This is a genomic window from Caenimonas aquaedulcis, from assembly GCF_015831345.1.
Classification (GTDB): domain Bacteria; phylum Pseudomonadota; class Gammaproteobacteria; order Burkholderiales; family Burkholderiaceae_C; genus Ramlibacter; species Ramlibacter aquaedulcis.
The window spans coordinates 552,990-568,021 of record NZ_JADWYS010000001.1; the positions used below are offsets into that span (position 1 = coordinate 552,990).

The 15,032-nt window shown below is 65.9% G+C and carries 12 protein-coding genes; 10 read left to right on the forward strand and 2 right to left on the reverse strand.

The window, feature by feature from the left end; all coding sequences use genetic code 11:
• Window positions 1-33 precede the first annotated feature (33 nt).
• The 6 genes from ligA to I5803_RS02550 all read left to right on the forward strand — a co-directional run bounded on the left by ligA (window position 34) and on the right by I5803_RS02550 (window position 4,961).
• Window positions 34-2,457, forward strand: coding sequence for an NAD-dependent DNA ligase LigA (gene ligA, locus I5803_RS02525; RefSeq protein WP_196984847.1), 2,424 nt, complete (start codon window positions 34-36; stop codon window positions 2,455-2,457).
• Window positions 2,458-2,554: 97 nt separating this feature from the next.
• Window positions 2,555-3,061, forward strand: coding sequence for a BRCT domain-containing protein (locus I5803_RS02530; protein ID WP_196984848.1), 507 nt, complete (start codon window positions 2,555-2,557; stop codon window positions 3,059-3,061).
• Window positions 3,062-3,101: 40 nt separating this feature from the next.
• Window positions 3,102-3,374: a type II toxin-antitoxin system Phd/YefM family antitoxin gene (locus I5803_RS02535; RefSeq protein ID WP_196984849.1), complete on the forward strand. Its 273-nt coding sequence runs from the start codon at window positions 3,102-3,104 to the stop codon at window positions 3,372-3,374.
• Window positions 3,374-3,649: a Txe/YoeB family addiction module toxin gene (locus tag I5803_RS02540; RefSeq protein WP_196984850.1), complete on the forward strand. Its 276-nt coding sequence runs from the start codon at window positions 3,374-3,376 to the stop codon at window positions 3,647-3,649. Before I5803_RS02535 ends, I5803_RS02540 begins: the two co-directional genes overlap by 1 nt.
• The gene (gene def / locus I5803_RS02545) at window positions 3,646-4,185 is read left to right on the forward strand and encodes a peptide deformylase (RefSeq protein WP_196984851.1); all 540 of its coding nucleotides are present in this window, start codon (window positions 3,646-3,648) and stop codon (window positions 4,183-4,185) included. Before I5803_RS02540 ends, def begins: the two co-directional genes overlap by 4 nt.
• A gap of 86 nt (window positions 4,186-4,271) precedes the next feature.
• Entirely contained in the window at window positions 4,272-4,961 is a 690-nt protein-coding gene (locus tag I5803_RS02550; RefSeq protein ID WP_196984852.1) for a class I SAM-dependent methyltransferase, read from the forward strand.
• Window positions 4,962-4,965: 4 nt separating this feature from the next.
• Here the strand turns inward: I5803_RS02550 and I5803_RS02555 are convergent, their stop codons facing one another.
• Window positions 4,966-7,593 (reverse strand): [protein-PII] uridylyltransferase, encoded by a 2,628-nt coding sequence (locus tag I5803_RS02555; protein ID WP_196984853.1) that lies wholly within the window; start codon window positions 7,591-7,593, stop codon window positions 4,966-4,968.
• Window positions 7,590-8,393 carry a type I methionyl aminopeptidase gene (map, locus tag I5803_RS02560; RefSeq protein ID WP_196984854.1) on the reverse strand — a complete coding sequence of 268 codons (804 nt, stop codon included), beginning with the start codon at window positions 8,391-8,393 and terminating at the stop codon, window positions 7,590-7,592. The genes I5803_RS02555 and map overlap by 4 nt, the downstream gene beginning before the upstream one ends.
• Before the next feature lie 117 nt (window positions 8,394-8,510).
• Here map and I5803_RS02565 point away from each other — a divergent pair, with 117 nt between their 5' ends.
• From I5803_RS02565 to I5803_RS02580, 4 genes are all read left to right on the forward strand, one after another.
• Window positions 8,511-9,623 (forward strand): ankyrin repeat domain-containing protein, encoded by a 1,113-nt coding sequence (locus I5803_RS02565; RefSeq protein ID WP_196984855.1) that lies wholly within the window; start codon window positions 8,511-8,513, stop codon window positions 9,621-9,623.
• A 77-nt stretch (window positions 9,624-9,700) separates the two neighbouring features.
• On the forward strand, window positions 9,701-13,681 hold the full coding sequence (purL, locus tag I5803_RS02570; protein ID WP_196984856.1) for a phosphoribosylformylglycinamidine synthase: 3,981 nt from the start codon (window positions 9,701-9,703) through the stop codon (window positions 13,679-13,681).
• 46 nt (window positions 13,682-13,727) lie between these two features.
• Window positions 13,728-14,471 carry an acetyltransferase domain-containing protein gene (locus tag I5803_RS02575; RefSeq protein ID WP_196984857.1) on the forward strand — a complete coding sequence of 248 codons (744 nt, stop codon included), beginning with the start codon at window positions 13,728-13,730 and terminating at the stop codon, window positions 14,469-14,471.
• Between the two features lie 107 nt (window positions 14,472-14,578).
• Window positions 14,579-15,032 (forward strand): calcium-binding protein (locus I5803_RS02580; protein ID WP_435520836.1); only part of this gene is annotated, 454 nt, incomplete at its 3' end.

The window sequence follows — 15,032 nt, forward strand, 5'->3', positions numbered from 1 at the left end:
ACGGCGGCGCTCGCGCCGCGTTAACCTCACGTCATGCCAGCCTCCCCATCGATCCAGGAACGTGCCGCCGCCTTGCGCGCGCTGCTGCACCATCATGCGCATCGCTATTACGTCCTGGACGATCCGGAGCTCCCGGACGCCGAGTACGACAAGCTGTTTCGCGAATTGCAGTCGCTGGAAGAAGCGTATCCCGAACTCCTGACGCCCGATTCGCCGACGCAGCGCGTGGGCGGCAAGCTCCTGGAAGGCTTCGCGAAGGTCCGGCATCGCGTGCCGATGCTGTCCATCCGCACGGAAACCGACATCGAGGCCACCGGCGCGCGGAACTTCGACGCCCGCGTGCGGCGCGAACTGGCGCTGTCCGAGGCCGATCCGCCCGTCGAATATGTGGCGGAACTGAAATTCGACGGTCTCGCGATCAACCTGCGCTACGAAGACGGCGTGCTCGTGCAGGCAGCGACACGCGGCGACGGTGAGGTGGGAGAGGACGTCACGCAGAACATCCGCACCGTGGGTCAGGTGCCGCTGCGGCTGCCCCCCGATGTGCCGCCGGTGCTGGAAGTGCGCGGCGAGGTGTACATGCGCCGCGACGATTTCGAGAAACTCAACGAGCTGCAGCGCGAGAAAATCGCGCAGGGCGCCAAGGGCGAGAAGACCTTCGTGAACCCGCGCAACGCGGCGGCCGGTGCGGTTCGCCAGCTGGACCCGGCAATCGCGCGGCAGCGCCCCCTGAGCTTCTTCGCGTACGGCTGGGGCGAGATCACTCCCGCCAGCGAAGGCGGCCCGGCCTTCACGACGCACTTCGAGACACTGCTCACGCTGCGCTCCTGGGGCTTCCCGGTATCGCCGCGCACGCAGGTCGCGACCGGCGCGGAAGAACTCGTCGCCTATCACCAGTCGGTGGGCGCCGAACGCGACAGCCTCCCGTTCGACATCGATGGCGTGGTCTACAAGGTCAACAGCCTGGCCCTGCAGCAGCGCCTGGGCTTCGTCACGCGCGAGCCGCGCTGGGCGGTGGCGCACAAGTACCCGGCGCAGGAGCAGCAGACGACAGTCGAGGACATCTACGTGCAGGTCGGGCGCACGGGCAAGCTCACGCCGGTGGCGCGCCTCGCGCCCGTGTTCGTGGGCGGCGTGACAGTGACGAACGCCACGCTGCACAACGAGGACGAGGCGCGCCGCAAGGATGTGCGCATCGGCGACACGGTGATCGTGCGTCGCGCCGGCGACGTCATCCCCGAAGTGGTGAGCGTTGTCCTTGAATTCAATCCCAACGCAAATCCTAAAGGCGCAACGTTGCGAGGCGAACCATTTTCGATGCCGCCCCTCTGTCCCGTTTGTAGAAGCACAGTAGTACGAGAGGCCGGCGAGGCAGACCACCGCTGCAGTGGGGGCCTAGTGTGCGCTGCTCAAAGAAATCAGGCTCTCATACATTTTGCCAGCCGCAGAGCAATGGATATTGAAGGATTTGGAGAAGAGCTTATCGAGCGTTTCGCAGAGTTGGGGTTGTTGAGGACTGTCGCGGACTTCTACGAAAACCTGTCCGAAACAAAGCTCACAGGTCTTGTGCTCCGGGAGGAGGCTCATGCGTATAAAGATGGAGTCGAACGCAAGAAGGTGGTTCGCATCCAAAAGGATCTGGCTGCAAAACTCATGCGTTCGGTAGAGAATTCTAGGACTCAGCCCCTCGCACGCCTGATTTTTGGATTGGGAATTCGTCACGTTGGAGAAACCACTGCGAAGGACCTAGCCAGATTTTTTGGCTCGTTGGACGAATTGCTTGGCGCTTCCATTGATACGCTGCTGCTAGTGGAGAATTTGGGTGAGAAGACGGCGGGGGCTATCCGCAAATTCCTATCTGAGCGGCACAACCAAATTGTGATTGGGAAGCTGGGCCGCGATCTAGAGCCGACGCTCCCCTCTGAATCGGAACGAGTTAGATCGCTAGACTTTTTTCGACTGCTGGCAGCGTTGCAGATAAAGGGGCTGGGCGTCTCCACTCTCAAAAGGATCGCCGCGAAGTATGGAAGTCCGAGTGGACTTGTCGAAGCGGTCGGGCAGGCGGCGCTTCAGCCCGGCAATCCTGAGGCCCAACTTGCAGCAGAACTCACACAGGAGCGTTGGGTCGCGGTGTTGGCGCAGGTGAACAGGTTAGGTATCCATTGGTCGGCTGCCGATGAGCCCAATGCGACTGCGCATGACTCCTCGCGACCCTTGGCAGGAAAGACCGTGGTGATCACGGGATCTTTGGAGGAAATCTCGCGCGAGCACGCAAAGGAGTTGGCGGAACTCGCAGGCGCCAAGGCTACAGGCTCCGTATCCAAGAAGACGAGCCTTGTCATCGCGGGGCCGGGCGCGGGCAGTAAATTAGCAGACGCGCAAAAACTTGGCATCCAGGTCATCACTGAAGTAGAGTTTTTGAATCTGCTGCGCGCCTCGGGAGTGCTAGATGGATAGGGCTATATCCGTCAAGATTGCTACTGACAGCCGTTTGCTTCGCAGAAGCTGCGAGTCACTACTGGGCATTGCTGCAGGTCTGATCGCGGATGGCGAATTGAATGCCAAAGAGATTCAATTTCTGTCAACTTGGCTTTCGGAGCATCCTGAGTTGGCGACAACATGGCCAGGTCAAGTAGTGCATATGCGAGTTCGGGAAGTGCTATCCGATGGGGTGATTGAGGCGAGCGAGATCGCGTATCTCAAGCAGACTTTGGCAGATTTGGTTGGTGGCGCCTTTTCGGAGGACGGCGCGATACCGGCTGAGGCCACTTCGCTACCTATCGAGAGCAATGCCTCGGTTGTCATTCCGAATGCCGCGTTCTGCTTCACGGGCAGCTTTCTGTTTGGCACTCGAAGTGCCTGTGAAAAGGCCGTGCAAGCGAGAGGCGGTTTCGTAACCGGCATCAACAAAAGGCTGAATTACCTGGTAATCGGAGAACTGTCTAGCCGCGAGTGGAAGTATTCTTCATTTGGGACGAAAATTAATGCTGCAATGCAGCTGAAGGAAGGTGGGGCACCGCTAGTGGTCGTAGCTGAAGACCAATGGATAAAGGCCCTCTAGCGTCTTCCTACATGTGTCCTCATTTCTGTACAATGATTCCATGGACGCAGTCACCTACACCCACGCGCGCAACAACCTGGCCGCAACGATGGACAAGACCATCGAGGACCACGAACCGGTCATCATCACCCGCCAGAACGGCAAGGCGGTCGTGATGATGTCGCTCGAGGATTTCCAGTCCTGGGAAGAAACTGCTTATTTGCTGGCCAGTCCGGCCAACGCGCGGCAACTCAATCGATCGATGGATGAAGCGCGCACAGGCAAGGTTCGCAAGGTGTCCGCGAAGGAATGGGACGCCTTGCGGCGTGGTTGATGCCAGCGCTGCAGATCGCATTCAGCAAGACCGGCTGGAAGCAATTCCAGGAACTCATGGCCCTCGACCGCAAACTGTTCACGCGTGCCATGGACCTGATCGACGTCGCGGCGCGGGATCCCTTCGGCGGGATCGGCAAGCCGGAGCCGTTGAAGCACCAGCTCGCGGGATGCTGGTCGCGGCGCATCAACGAGCGGCATCGGCTTGTCTACCGCGTGGACGGCAATGACCTGGTCGTGTTGGCCTGCCTCTATCACTACGGAGATGATCATTGACGGTCCATGAAATCCTCAAGATGGGCGACCCCCGCCTGTTGCGCGTCGCGCAGCCGGTGCGCGAGTTCGACACCGACGCCATCCACCTGCTGGTCGCGGACATGTTCGACACCATGCAGGCCGTCAACGGTGCGGGTCTCGCGGCGCCGCAGATCGGCGTCGACCTGCAGCTGGTGATCTTCGGCACGGACGCCCCCAATCCCCGGTATCCCGACGCGCCACCCGTACCGCGCACCGTGCTGCTCAACCCTGCGATCACGCCGGTGGGCCACGAGCAAGAGGACGGATGGGAGGGTTGCCTCTCGGTGCCGGGCCTGCGCGGCGTCGTGCCGCGATGGTCGCGCATCCGCTACACCGGCTTCGATCCCTACGGCGACCCGATCGACCGCACGGTCGACGGATTCCACGCGCGCGTGGTGCAGCACGAGTGCGACCACCTGATCGGCACGCTGTACCCGATGCGCATCCGCGATTTCACGAAGTTCGGCTATACGGACGTGCTGTTCCCCGGCCTCGATGCGAACGAGGATGACTGAGCAGCAGCGCAGGGCGTAGACTCCCCCCCACAGGGCCCGCCGTGGCCCGCTCCCCATCGCGTGGCGCACGCAGGAAGTTTTTCCTCATGCCGTCCGCTACGCTGCCCGCGCCTTCCGCGCCGGGCTACCAGGTCAAATTCGAAACCATCGCAGGCACCGGCGATGACCTGAAGCTTCGCTCCCTGCTGGACCGCCAGCAATTCCACGACCCGCTGGGCGAAGCGGAACGTGCCGGCGTTCCCCCGGCGCAATGGCCCCTGTTCGGGATGCTGTGGCCCTCGGGCCGTGTGCTCGCGCATGCCATGCAGACCTTCGAGCTCGACGGCCTGCGCGTCCTGGAAGTCGGTTGCGGGCTGGGCCTCGCAAGCCTGGTCGTGCACCGGCGCGGCGGCGACGTGACCGCGAGCGACTGCCATCCCCTGGCTGCCGCGTTCCTCGCCGAGAACCTGCGCCTGAACGGCCTCGCTCCCATGAAGTACCTGCGGGGCGACTGGACGGGACAGAACCCGGGCCTGGGCCGCTTCGACCTGATCATCGGCAGCGATGTCCTGTACGACCGTGAGCATCCGGTGTCGCTTTCCCACTTCATCGACCGGCATTCCGCGATGTCCGTCGAAGTGGTGATCGCGGACCCGGGCCGGGGCAACCAGTCGCGTTTCGGGCGGAGCATGGCAACGCTCGGCTATTCGCACTCGGAGCAGCCGATACGCTCCCTGCCCGGGGGCGGCGCCTACAAGGGCAAGCTGCACAGCTGGCGCCGCAGCGCCTTCAGCTAGGACCTCAGGCGCCCAGTGCTTCGAGCAGCTCGGTCTCGATCTCGATCTGCCGGCGGTTCTGCTGCAGCTCGGGCCCGTCGATGAGGAAGGTGTCTTCCACGCGTTCACCCAGCGTCGACACCTTGGCGAGCAGGAGATTGATCTTGTGCCGGGCCAGCACGCGCGCCACGGAATACAACAGCCCTGCGTGGTCACTCGCGGAAATCGACAGCAACCAGCGCTGCGCTTTCTCGTCGGGTGCGAGGTGCACGCGCGGCGCGATGGGGAAGCTTTTCACGCGGCGGGACACCCGTCCGCGGCTCGGGTTGGGCAGGGGCCCGGCGTCCTCGATCGTCTGTTCGAGCTCCGTCTCCACCATGCTGATCAATTCGCGGTTGTGTTCCGGCAGGAGCGAACTCACCACCTGGAAAGTGTCGAGCGCATACCCGTTCTTCGCGGTATGCACCTTCGCATCCAGGATGCTGAAGCCCGCCTGGTCGAAGTAGCCGCAGATGCGCGCGAAGAGGTCCGGCTGGTCCGGCGTGTAGACCAGCACCTGCAGGCCCTCGCCCACCGGGGACACGCGCGCGCGCACCACGGCCTTGCCGGTGACGGCCGCGGCCGTGCCTGCCATCTTCATGATGTGGCGCGACAGCTGGCGCGTGTGCCAGGCGATCTCGCCGGCGTCGTGCCGCATGAAGTAGCCGACGTCCAGCGTGTCCCACAGGCGCTTGTGCGCCTCGAAGGGCTGCGCGTGCAGCGCGAGCTGCACCAGCGCCTCGCGCTTGCGTGCCTCGATCTCCGCGTCGCGGTCGGGCGCGCGCCCGCCCAGCATGCGCAGGGTGTAGCGGTACAGGTCTTCCAGCAGCTTGCCCTTCCAGGCGTTCCACACCTTGGGGCTGGTGCCGCGGATGTCGGCCACCGTGAGCAGGTAGAGCGCGGTGAGGTAGCGCTCGTTGCCCACGCGCTTCGCGAAGGCGCCCACGATGTCGGCGTTGGAGAGGTCCTCCTTCTGCGCGATGCGGCTCATGGTGAGGTGTTCCTTCACCAGGAACTCGACCAGCCTGCAATCCTCGGCCTCGATCGAATGCTGCCGGCAGAACTGCCGCACCTCCTTCGCGCCGAGCTCCGAGTGGTCGCCGCCGCGCCCCTTGGCGATGTCGTGGAACAGGGCCGCGATGTAGAGGATGTAGGGCTTGTCCCAGCCGGCCGCGAGCTGCGAGCAGAACGGGTATTCGTGCGCGTGCTCCGCGATGAAGAAGCGGCGCACGTTGCGCAGCACCATGAGGATGTGCTGGTCCACCGTGTAGACGTGGAACAGGTCGTGCTGCATCTGCCCCACGATCTTGCGGAACACCCACAGGTAGCGCCCGAGCACGGACGTCTGGTTCATCAGGCGCAGCGCGTGCGTGATCCCTTCGGGCTGCATCAGCATCGCGCGGAACGTGGCGTGGTTGGCCGGGTCGCTGCGGAACTTCCCGTCCATCACGTTGCGCGCGTTGTAGAGCGCCCGCAGAGTGCGCGCGGACAGGCCCTTGACGCCCACCGTGGTCTGGTAGACGAGGAAGGTTTCCAGGATCGCGTGCGGGTTCTTCTCGTACAGGTCGTCGCTCGCGACCTCGATCATCCCGGCCTTGTTGAGGAAGCGCTCGTTGATCGGCTGCGGCTCGTGCGCGCTCGGGTTCAGGCGCTCCTCGATGTTCAGCAGCAGGATCTGGTTGAGCTGCGTGACTGCCTTCGCCGCCCAGTAGAAGCGCTTCATCAACGCTTCGCTCGAGCGGGAGATGACGCGGCCGGCCTCATTGACTTCGTTTCTGTACCCGAAGGATTCCGCCACGGCCGTTTGCAGGTCGAACACCAGGCGGTCCTCGCGGCGGTTGGCGATGACGTGCAGACGCGCGCGAATGAGGTTCAGCAGCGCCTCGTTGCGCTTGATCTGCTGCACCTCGAATGGGGTGGCCAAGCCCGTGCGCGCGAGGTCATCCCAGCTCGTGCCCAGGCCCGCCGCGCGCGCCACCCAGAGGATCACCTGCAGGTCGCGCAGGCCGCCGGGCGATTCCTTGCAGTTGGGCTCCAGCGAGTAGGGCGTGTTCTCGAATTTGGTGTGGCGCTGGCGCATCTCCAGCGTCTTGGCCACGAAGAAGGCCTTGGGATCGAGCCCGGCCTTGAAGCGTTCCTGGAAGCCGGCGAAGAGCCTGGCGTCGCCCACGATCAGGCGCGACTCGAGCAGCGAGGTCTGGACGGTCACGTCGTTTTCGGCCTGGGCGAGGCAGTCGGACAGCGTCCGCACGCTGGAGCCGATCTCGACACCGGTGTCCCAGCAGCTGCCGATGAAGGCCTCGACCTTGCGCTTGAGGTCCGCGTCCGTGTCGAGCTGGGTGCCGTCGGGCATCAGAACGAGCACGTCGACATCCGAATGCGGGAAGAGTTCGCAGCGGCCGTAGCCGCCGACCGCGATCAGCGCGAAGCCGGGCGGCAGGCCGGCCTGAGCCCAAAGCTCCTTGAGCGTGGCGTCGGCTTCCCGCGCGAGCTTTTGCAGGAGGGCGCGGATGCCCCGGGTGGAGGCGCCTTGCGTGGCGAGCGTGGAGAGCAGGGCGGCCTGCCGCGCGCGATAGCCATCGCGCCGCTCGGTCAGCGCGCCCAGAGCGCTCATGCGTTGACGAAAGGCGGGGGCGGCGGGCTGCCCGCGGACAGCGTCAGGACTTCATAGCCCGATTCGGTGACCAGGATCGTGTGCTCCCACTGGGCGGACAGCGAGTGGTCCTTCGTCACGATGGTCCAGCCGTCGTTGCCGAATTCCTTCACGTCCTTGCGGCCCGCGTTGATCATCGGCTCGATGGTGAAAGTCATGCCGGGCTTGAGCTCTTCCAGCGTGCCCGGCTTGCCGTAGTGGAGCACCTGCGGCTCTTCATGGAAGTTGCGGCCGATGCCGTGCCCGCAGAATTCGCGCACCACCGAGAAGCCGTTGCTTTCGGCGAATTTCTGGATGGCGAAGCCGATGTCGCCCAGGTGGACGCCCGGCTTCACGTGCATGATCCCGTGCCACATGGCGTCGTAGGTGAGGTTGACGAGGCGCTTCGCGGCGATGGACACCTCGCCGACCATGAACATCCGGCTCGTATCGCCGAACCAGCCGTCCTTGATGACCGTGACGTCCACGTTGACGATGTCGCCCTTCTTGAGCGGCTTTTCGTTGGGGATGCCGTGGCACACCACGTGGTTGACCGAGGTGCACAGCGACGCGGGGTAGGGCGGGTAGCCCGGGGGCTGGTAGCCCAGGGTCGCGGAGGTCGTGCCCTGCTTCTTCATGCATTCGGCAGCCAGGCGGTCGATTTCCTTGGTCGTGATGCCGGGCTTGATGTGCGGCGTGAGGTAGTCCAGCACTTCGGAGGCGAGGCGGCCCGCCGTTTTCATGCCCTGTACGCCGTCGGTGTCCTTGTAGGTGATGCTCATGTCCCAATTATCCCCGAGCCGCCCGCTTCCCGCACGTCGGGGCGGGGATTCCACCTTGCGCCGCCCGGCCGCCTGCGCGGCAAAATACCAGCGCCCATGCGCCTCCGGAGCCCAGCCATGAACCGAGACCGAACCCGCACGCGACGATGCGCCTCCTGGGCGCGGGCGGTGCTCGGCCTGTGCGCAGCCGCGTTGGCCCTGTCGGCGTGCGGCGACACCATGAGCCCGCTGCACGAGGCCGTGCTGGGCGGCGACACGGCGACGGTGCGCAACTGGGCTGCGCAGCGCAAGAACCTCAACGGCACCTTCGACGAGAAGACGCGCGGACTGGAGGGGAACTACGCGCGGCGCCTGCGCATCACGGCATTGATGCTCGCGGCGCGCTCGGGCCAGCTGGACATGGTGAAGCTGCTCGTCGACGGTGGCGCCGACCTCTATGCCGAATCCAACACCCAGGTGCCGGGCGAGCCGCACACCGCTTTCGACGATGCCGTGGAATCGGGCCGCCTCGAGGTGGTGCGCTTTCTCTGGGAGCGCTCCGATCGCAGGCGCTTCGGCGCCCGGCTGGACAGGCAGATCGCGGCGGCTTGCCGCGCGATGTGCAACCCGGCCTCGGGCACGGACGCCGACACGAATCTCGCGCTCTTCCTCGTGAGCATCGCGAACGAAACCCAGCGGGACTGGGGCATCGGCGAGGCGGTCTGCTACGTCGACCCGGAGTCGCCCACCGCGCGTTTCGTCGCCGCCTACGTGAAGCCCTTTCCCAAGGGCACGCTGGCCTGCGTGGCCTACACCACGACGGCGCGGGCCGTGCGCACGCAGGCCCAGCGGCAGGCGATGGTGCAGTGGCAGATCGCGCAGGGCGCGGACATCAACCACCTGGGGAGCTATTCGACGCCGCTGATGGGTGCCTCCAGCGCGCCCGACGTCGAGATGGTGAAGTTCCTCCTCGCGCAGGGCGCCGACCCGAACCGGCTGGGCCCCGACGGCACGACGGCGATCGGCCGCGCCGCCGGTTCCTGCGTGATGGGCGGTCCCACGCCGGAGGTCGAGCGCTTGATGCAGCCGCAGCTCGAGGTGATCGAAACCCTGCTGCGGGCGGGGGCCGATACCCGCCTGTACACACGCGAACTGGTGCAAGCCAGGCTGCCCCTGCTCGGGCAGTGCTGCGCGCGCCAGCCGCAGCCGGATGCCCAGCAGCGGATCTGCCGCGTGTTCGGGCTCAAGTAAAATCCGGGTCTACCCCGTGCGCGCCCCAGTCAGCGGCGCGCCGACCACCGGATCCCCGACGCGAACAGGCTTTCACAGTGTCCCTGCACATCACCGAGTTCGAGGGCGGTAAGGCCCTCAGCGATTTCAGAGTCCGGCAACTTCTCCCACGCCTGCAGGCGATCCACGACAAGGTCAGCGGCGTTTCGGCCCGTTTCATTCACCTGGTGGCCACCGACCATGCGCTTTCTGCCGACGAGCGTGACCGGCTTGCGGCCCTGCTGAGCTACGGGGAGCCCGCCGATTCGCCCGAAAACGGTGCGCTGATCGTCGTGTCACCGCGTTTCGGCACCGTATCGCCCTGGGCCTCCAAGGCCACCGACATCGCGCACAACTGCGGCATCGCCCTCAGGCGCGTGGAGCGGATCACCGAATTCCGCGTCGCGTCGAAGCCGGGCTTGCTGGGCGGCGCGAAATCCCCGGAGCCCGCGCAATTGCGGGCCATCGCCGCGTTGCTGCACGACCGCATGACCGAAAGCGCGATGTTCGCCCGGTCCGAGGCGCATGGACTCTTCACCGAACTCGAAGCCGCGCCGATGGAGCACGTCGACGTGCTGGGGGGCGGCCGCGCAGCGCTCGAACGCGCGAACACGCAGTTCGGGCTCGCGCTCGCCGACGACGAGATCGACTACCTGGTGCAGGCGTTCCAGGGCCTGGGCCGCAACCCGAGCGACGTCGAACTCATGATGTTCGCGCAGGCCAACAGCGAGCACTGCCGCCACAAGATCTTCAACGCCGCGTTCACGATCGACGGCGTGCCGCAGGAACGCAGCATGTTCGGGATGATCCGGCACACGCACCAGACCAGCCCGCAGCACACCGTCATCGCCTATTCGGACAATGCCTCCGTGATGGAAGGCTCGCAGGTCGAGCGCTTCCTGGCCACCGAATCGTCGGCGTCCCGCTACGAAAAGGCTGACGCGCTGCACCACGTGCTGATGAAGGTCGAGACGCACAACCACCCCACGGCGATCTCGCCTTTCCCGGGCGCGTCCACCGGCGCCGGCGGCGAAATCCGCGACGAAGGGGCCACCGGCCGCGGCTCCAAGCCCAAGGCGGGCCTCACGGGCTTCACGGTGTCGAAGCTCTGGGGCGGCTGGTCCGACCAGCCCGGCGGCAAGCCGGAACACATCGCGAGCCCCCTGCAGATCATGACGGAAGGCCCGCTGGGCGGCGCGGCCTTCAACAACGAATTCGGACGGCCCAACCTGCTCGGTTATTTCCGCGAGTACGAGCTCGAAGCCGGCGGCGCGATGCGCGGCTACCACAAGCCCATCATGATCGCGGGCGGCCTGGGCACGATCTCGGCGGAGCAGACGAAGAAGATCGAGTTTCCCGCCGGCACCTTGCTCATCCAGCTGGGCGGGCCGGGTATGCGCATCGGCATGGGCGGCGGGGCGGCAAGCTCCATGGCGACGGGCGCGAATGCGGCCGAGCTGGACTTCGATTCCGTGCAGCGCGGCAACCCCGAGATCGAGCGCCGCGCGCAGGAAGTCATCAACCATTGCTGGGCGGAAGGCGCCGCCAACCCGATCCTCGCGATACACGACGTCGGCGCGGGCGGGTTGTCCAACGCGTTCCCCGAATTGACGAACGACGCCGGCCGCGGCGCGCGCTTCGACCTGCGCAAGGTGCCGCTGGAAGAATCGGGCCTCGCACCCAAGGAAATCTGGTGCAACGAGAGCCAGGAGCGCTACGTGATGGCGATCGCGCCGGAGTCGCTCGCCAGATTCCAGGCTTACTGCGAGCGCGAGCGCTGCCCGTTCTCCGTGGTGGGCGTGGCGACCGAAGAGCGCCAGCTCGTCGTCGCGCGCGAGGAAGACGCACCGGTGGACATGCCGATGAACGTGCTCCTGGGCAAGCCGCCCAAGATGCATCGGGACGTGAAGACGGTGAAGCGCGATTTCAAGCCGGTGGACCTGGGCGGCGTCAAGCTGCAGGACGCCGCCATCGCGGTGCTCGCGCATCCCACGGTGGCATCGAAGCGCTTCCTCATCACCATCGGCGACCGCACCGTGGGCGGCCTCACGCACCGCGACCAGATGGTCGGGCCCTGGCAGGTGCCGGTGGCGGACTGCGCCGTCACGCTCGCCGACTACAAGGGTTTCGCGGGCGAGGCGATGAGCATGGGCGAGCGCACGCCGCTCGCCGCGATCGACGCGCCGGCCTCCGGCCGAATGGCGGTCGCGGAAGCCATCACCAACCTGCTGGCCGCGCCGATCGAGCTCGCGCGCGTGAAGCTGTCCGCCAACTGGATGGCCGCCTGCGGCGAGGAGGGTGAAGACGCCGCGCTGTACGAGACGGTTCGCGCGGTCGGCATGGAGCTATGCCCCGCGCTCGGGATTTCCATTCCCGTCGGCAAGGACAGCCTGTCGATGCGGACGCAGTGGGGCGAGGGCGGGGACCGCAAGAAGGTCACGTCGCCGGTCAGCCTGATCGTGAGCGCGTTCGCCACCTTGCAGGATGTCCGCGGCACGCTGACCCCGCAGCTCGACGCCGCCGAAGAAAGCACGCTGGTGCTCGTCGACCTCGGCCGCGGGTGCAACCGCATGGGCGGCAGCATCCTCGCGCAGACGCTGGGCCAGTCCGGCGATGAAGTGCCGGACCTGCACGAAGCGCAGGACCTGGTGAAGCTCGTGAACGCCGTCAATGCGCTGCGCGCCCAGGGCCGCATCCTGGCCTATCACGATCGCAGCGACGGCGGTCTCTTTGCCGCGGCGTGCGAGATGGCCTTTGCGGGCCACGTGGGCGTGGCACTCAACGTCGACCTGCTCGTAACCGAAGGCGACGGCATCAGCGACAGCCGCGCCGACTACGGCGACGCGAAGAACTGGGCGGCGCAGGTCGGCCCGCGCCGGGACGAGCTCACGCTCAAGGCGCTCTTCAACGAGGAGCTCGGCGTGGTGCTGCAGGTGCGCAGCGCGGAGCGCAACGAGGTGATGCAGTTGCTGCGCGAGCACGGCCTCTCGCGCCACAGCCACTTCGTGGGGCAGACCCGGCTCGCTTCATCGTCCATCGACGTGGGCAAGGGTGAAGTGCAGGTGTGGCGCGACACCAAGGCCGTGTTCAGCGCGAAGCTGTCCGACTTGCACCAGGTATGGGACAGCGTGAGCTGGAAGATCGCCCAGCAGCGCGACAACCCGGCCGGCGCGGACGCGGAACATGCCGCGGCGGGCGACCCCACGGACCCGGGCCTGCAGGTGTCGCCGACCTTCGACCCCAAGGACGACGTCGCCGCGCCCTACCTCAACCTGTCGCGTCCCAGGGTCGCGATCCTGCGCGAGCAGGGCGTCAACTCGCACGTCGAGATGGCCTACACCTTCACCGAGGCGGGCTTCGACGCGTACGACGTCCACATGACGGACCTGCAATCGGGCCGGGCCCGCCTGCAGGACTACAAGGGATTCGTCGCCTGCGGCGGCTTCAGCTACGGCGACACGCTGGGCGCGGGCATCGGCTGGGCGCGCAGCATCACCTTCAACCCGCTGCTGGCGGAGCAGTTCAGGCACTTCTTCGGCCGCGCGGACACCTTCGCGCTGGGCGTGTGCAACGGCTGCCAGATGGTCGCTGAGCTGGCGGACATCATCCCCGGCGCGCAGGCCTGGCCCCGCTTCACCACGAACCGCAGCGAGCGGTACGAGGCCCGGCTGTCGCAGGTGGAAGTCCTGGAGTCGCCCAGCCTGTTCTTCGCGGGGATGGCGGGCAGCCGGCTGCCTATCGCGGTGGCGCACGGCGAAGGCTTCGCGAATTTCGCGCATCGTGGAGACCCGTCGAAAGCCATCGCGGCGATGCGTTTCGTCGACCACCACGGCCAGCCGACGGAGACATACCCGTTGAACCCGAACGGCAGCCCGGGGGGCCTCACCGCCGTGACCACGGCCGACGGCCGCTTCACGGCCATGATGCCGCACCCGGAGCGCGTGTTCCGCAATGTCCAGATGAGCTGGACCTCCGGAGACACGAGCGAGCTCAGCCCGTGGATGCGGATCTGGCGCAACGCGAGGAAGTGGGTGGGCTGACCGCCCCAGCGCCCCGCCGTCGCCCGGCGCGGATAGACTCGCCGCGATGGCCGCTCCCCTCACCACGCGCTTCGACTCCATCGACGCATTGCGCGGCATCGCCATCGTCTGGATGACGGTGTTCCACTTCTGCTTCGACCTCAACCACATCGGCTGGCTGCACCAGAATTTTTACCAGGACGCCTTCTGGACGGGGCAGCGCACGGCGATCGTCAGCCTGTTCCTCTTCTGCGCGGGCCTCGGTCAGGCGGTCGCGGTGGAGCAGGGACAAAGCTGGCGAAGGTTCTGGAAGCGCTGGGGCCAGATCGCCGCTTGCGCGCTGCTGGTCACCGCGGGCTCGATCGCCATGTTCCCGAAAAGCTTCATCTACTTCGGCGTGTTGCACGGCATTGCGCTGATGCTCATTCTTGTGCGATGCAGTGCCGGTTGGGGCCGCTGGCTGTGGGTGGCGGGCGCCGTCGCCATCGCATTGAAGCCGGCCGCCGCCTGGGCCCATGGGCAATGGCCCGCGCTGGAGTTCCTCAATGCGCCCCTGTTCAATTGGCTCGGGCTCATCAGCCGCAAGCCGGTGACCGAAGACTACGTACCCCTCGTTCCGTGGCTCGGGGTCATGTGGTGGGGCATGGCGGCGGGGCAGTGGCTGCTGGCGCACCGGCGCGAAACGCTCGCGCGAACCATTCCGGAGGCCGCGAATCCACTCGCATGGCTCGGTCGCTGGAGCCTCTCGTGGTACATGCTGCACCAGCCCGTGATGATCGGCGTGTTGACGGCGCTACCAGCACTCCGGTAGCTCTCCGCGTCCATAGTGGCTTTCTCCTTGTCGTGCCGTTGCCACAAACGTGGTTCGGGAATTGGCAGCCTGGATACACTGGACTGCAAAGACCAGGGGGAGTACTGATGGCTTTCTATGCAGGCACCGGCGGCAATGACATTCTGGCCGGCGGGGCCGACAACGACACCTTGATCGGTTCGGGAGGCGACGACACCATCGATGGTGGCGCACTTGCGGACACGGCCTATTACCAGGGCAACTTCGCCGATTACGTCATCACGTACGACGCGGCGACGCACGAATACACCATCGCCGACCAGTTCCCGGGCCGTGACGGCACGGACGTCGTCAAAGACGTCGAGACCTTCAATTTCTTCGACGGGCCCAAAACGTTCGGCCAGCTCGTTCCCCACGCGGGCGATGGCCTGGTCCTTTCCGGCACACCGTCCAACGACACGCTTTTCGGCGGCGCGGGCCTTGACAGCATCACCGGCTCCGAAGGAAACGACGTGCTCGGCGGCATGGGCGCGGACGACACCCTTCTTGGCGGCGACGGCAACGACACGCTGATCGGCGACG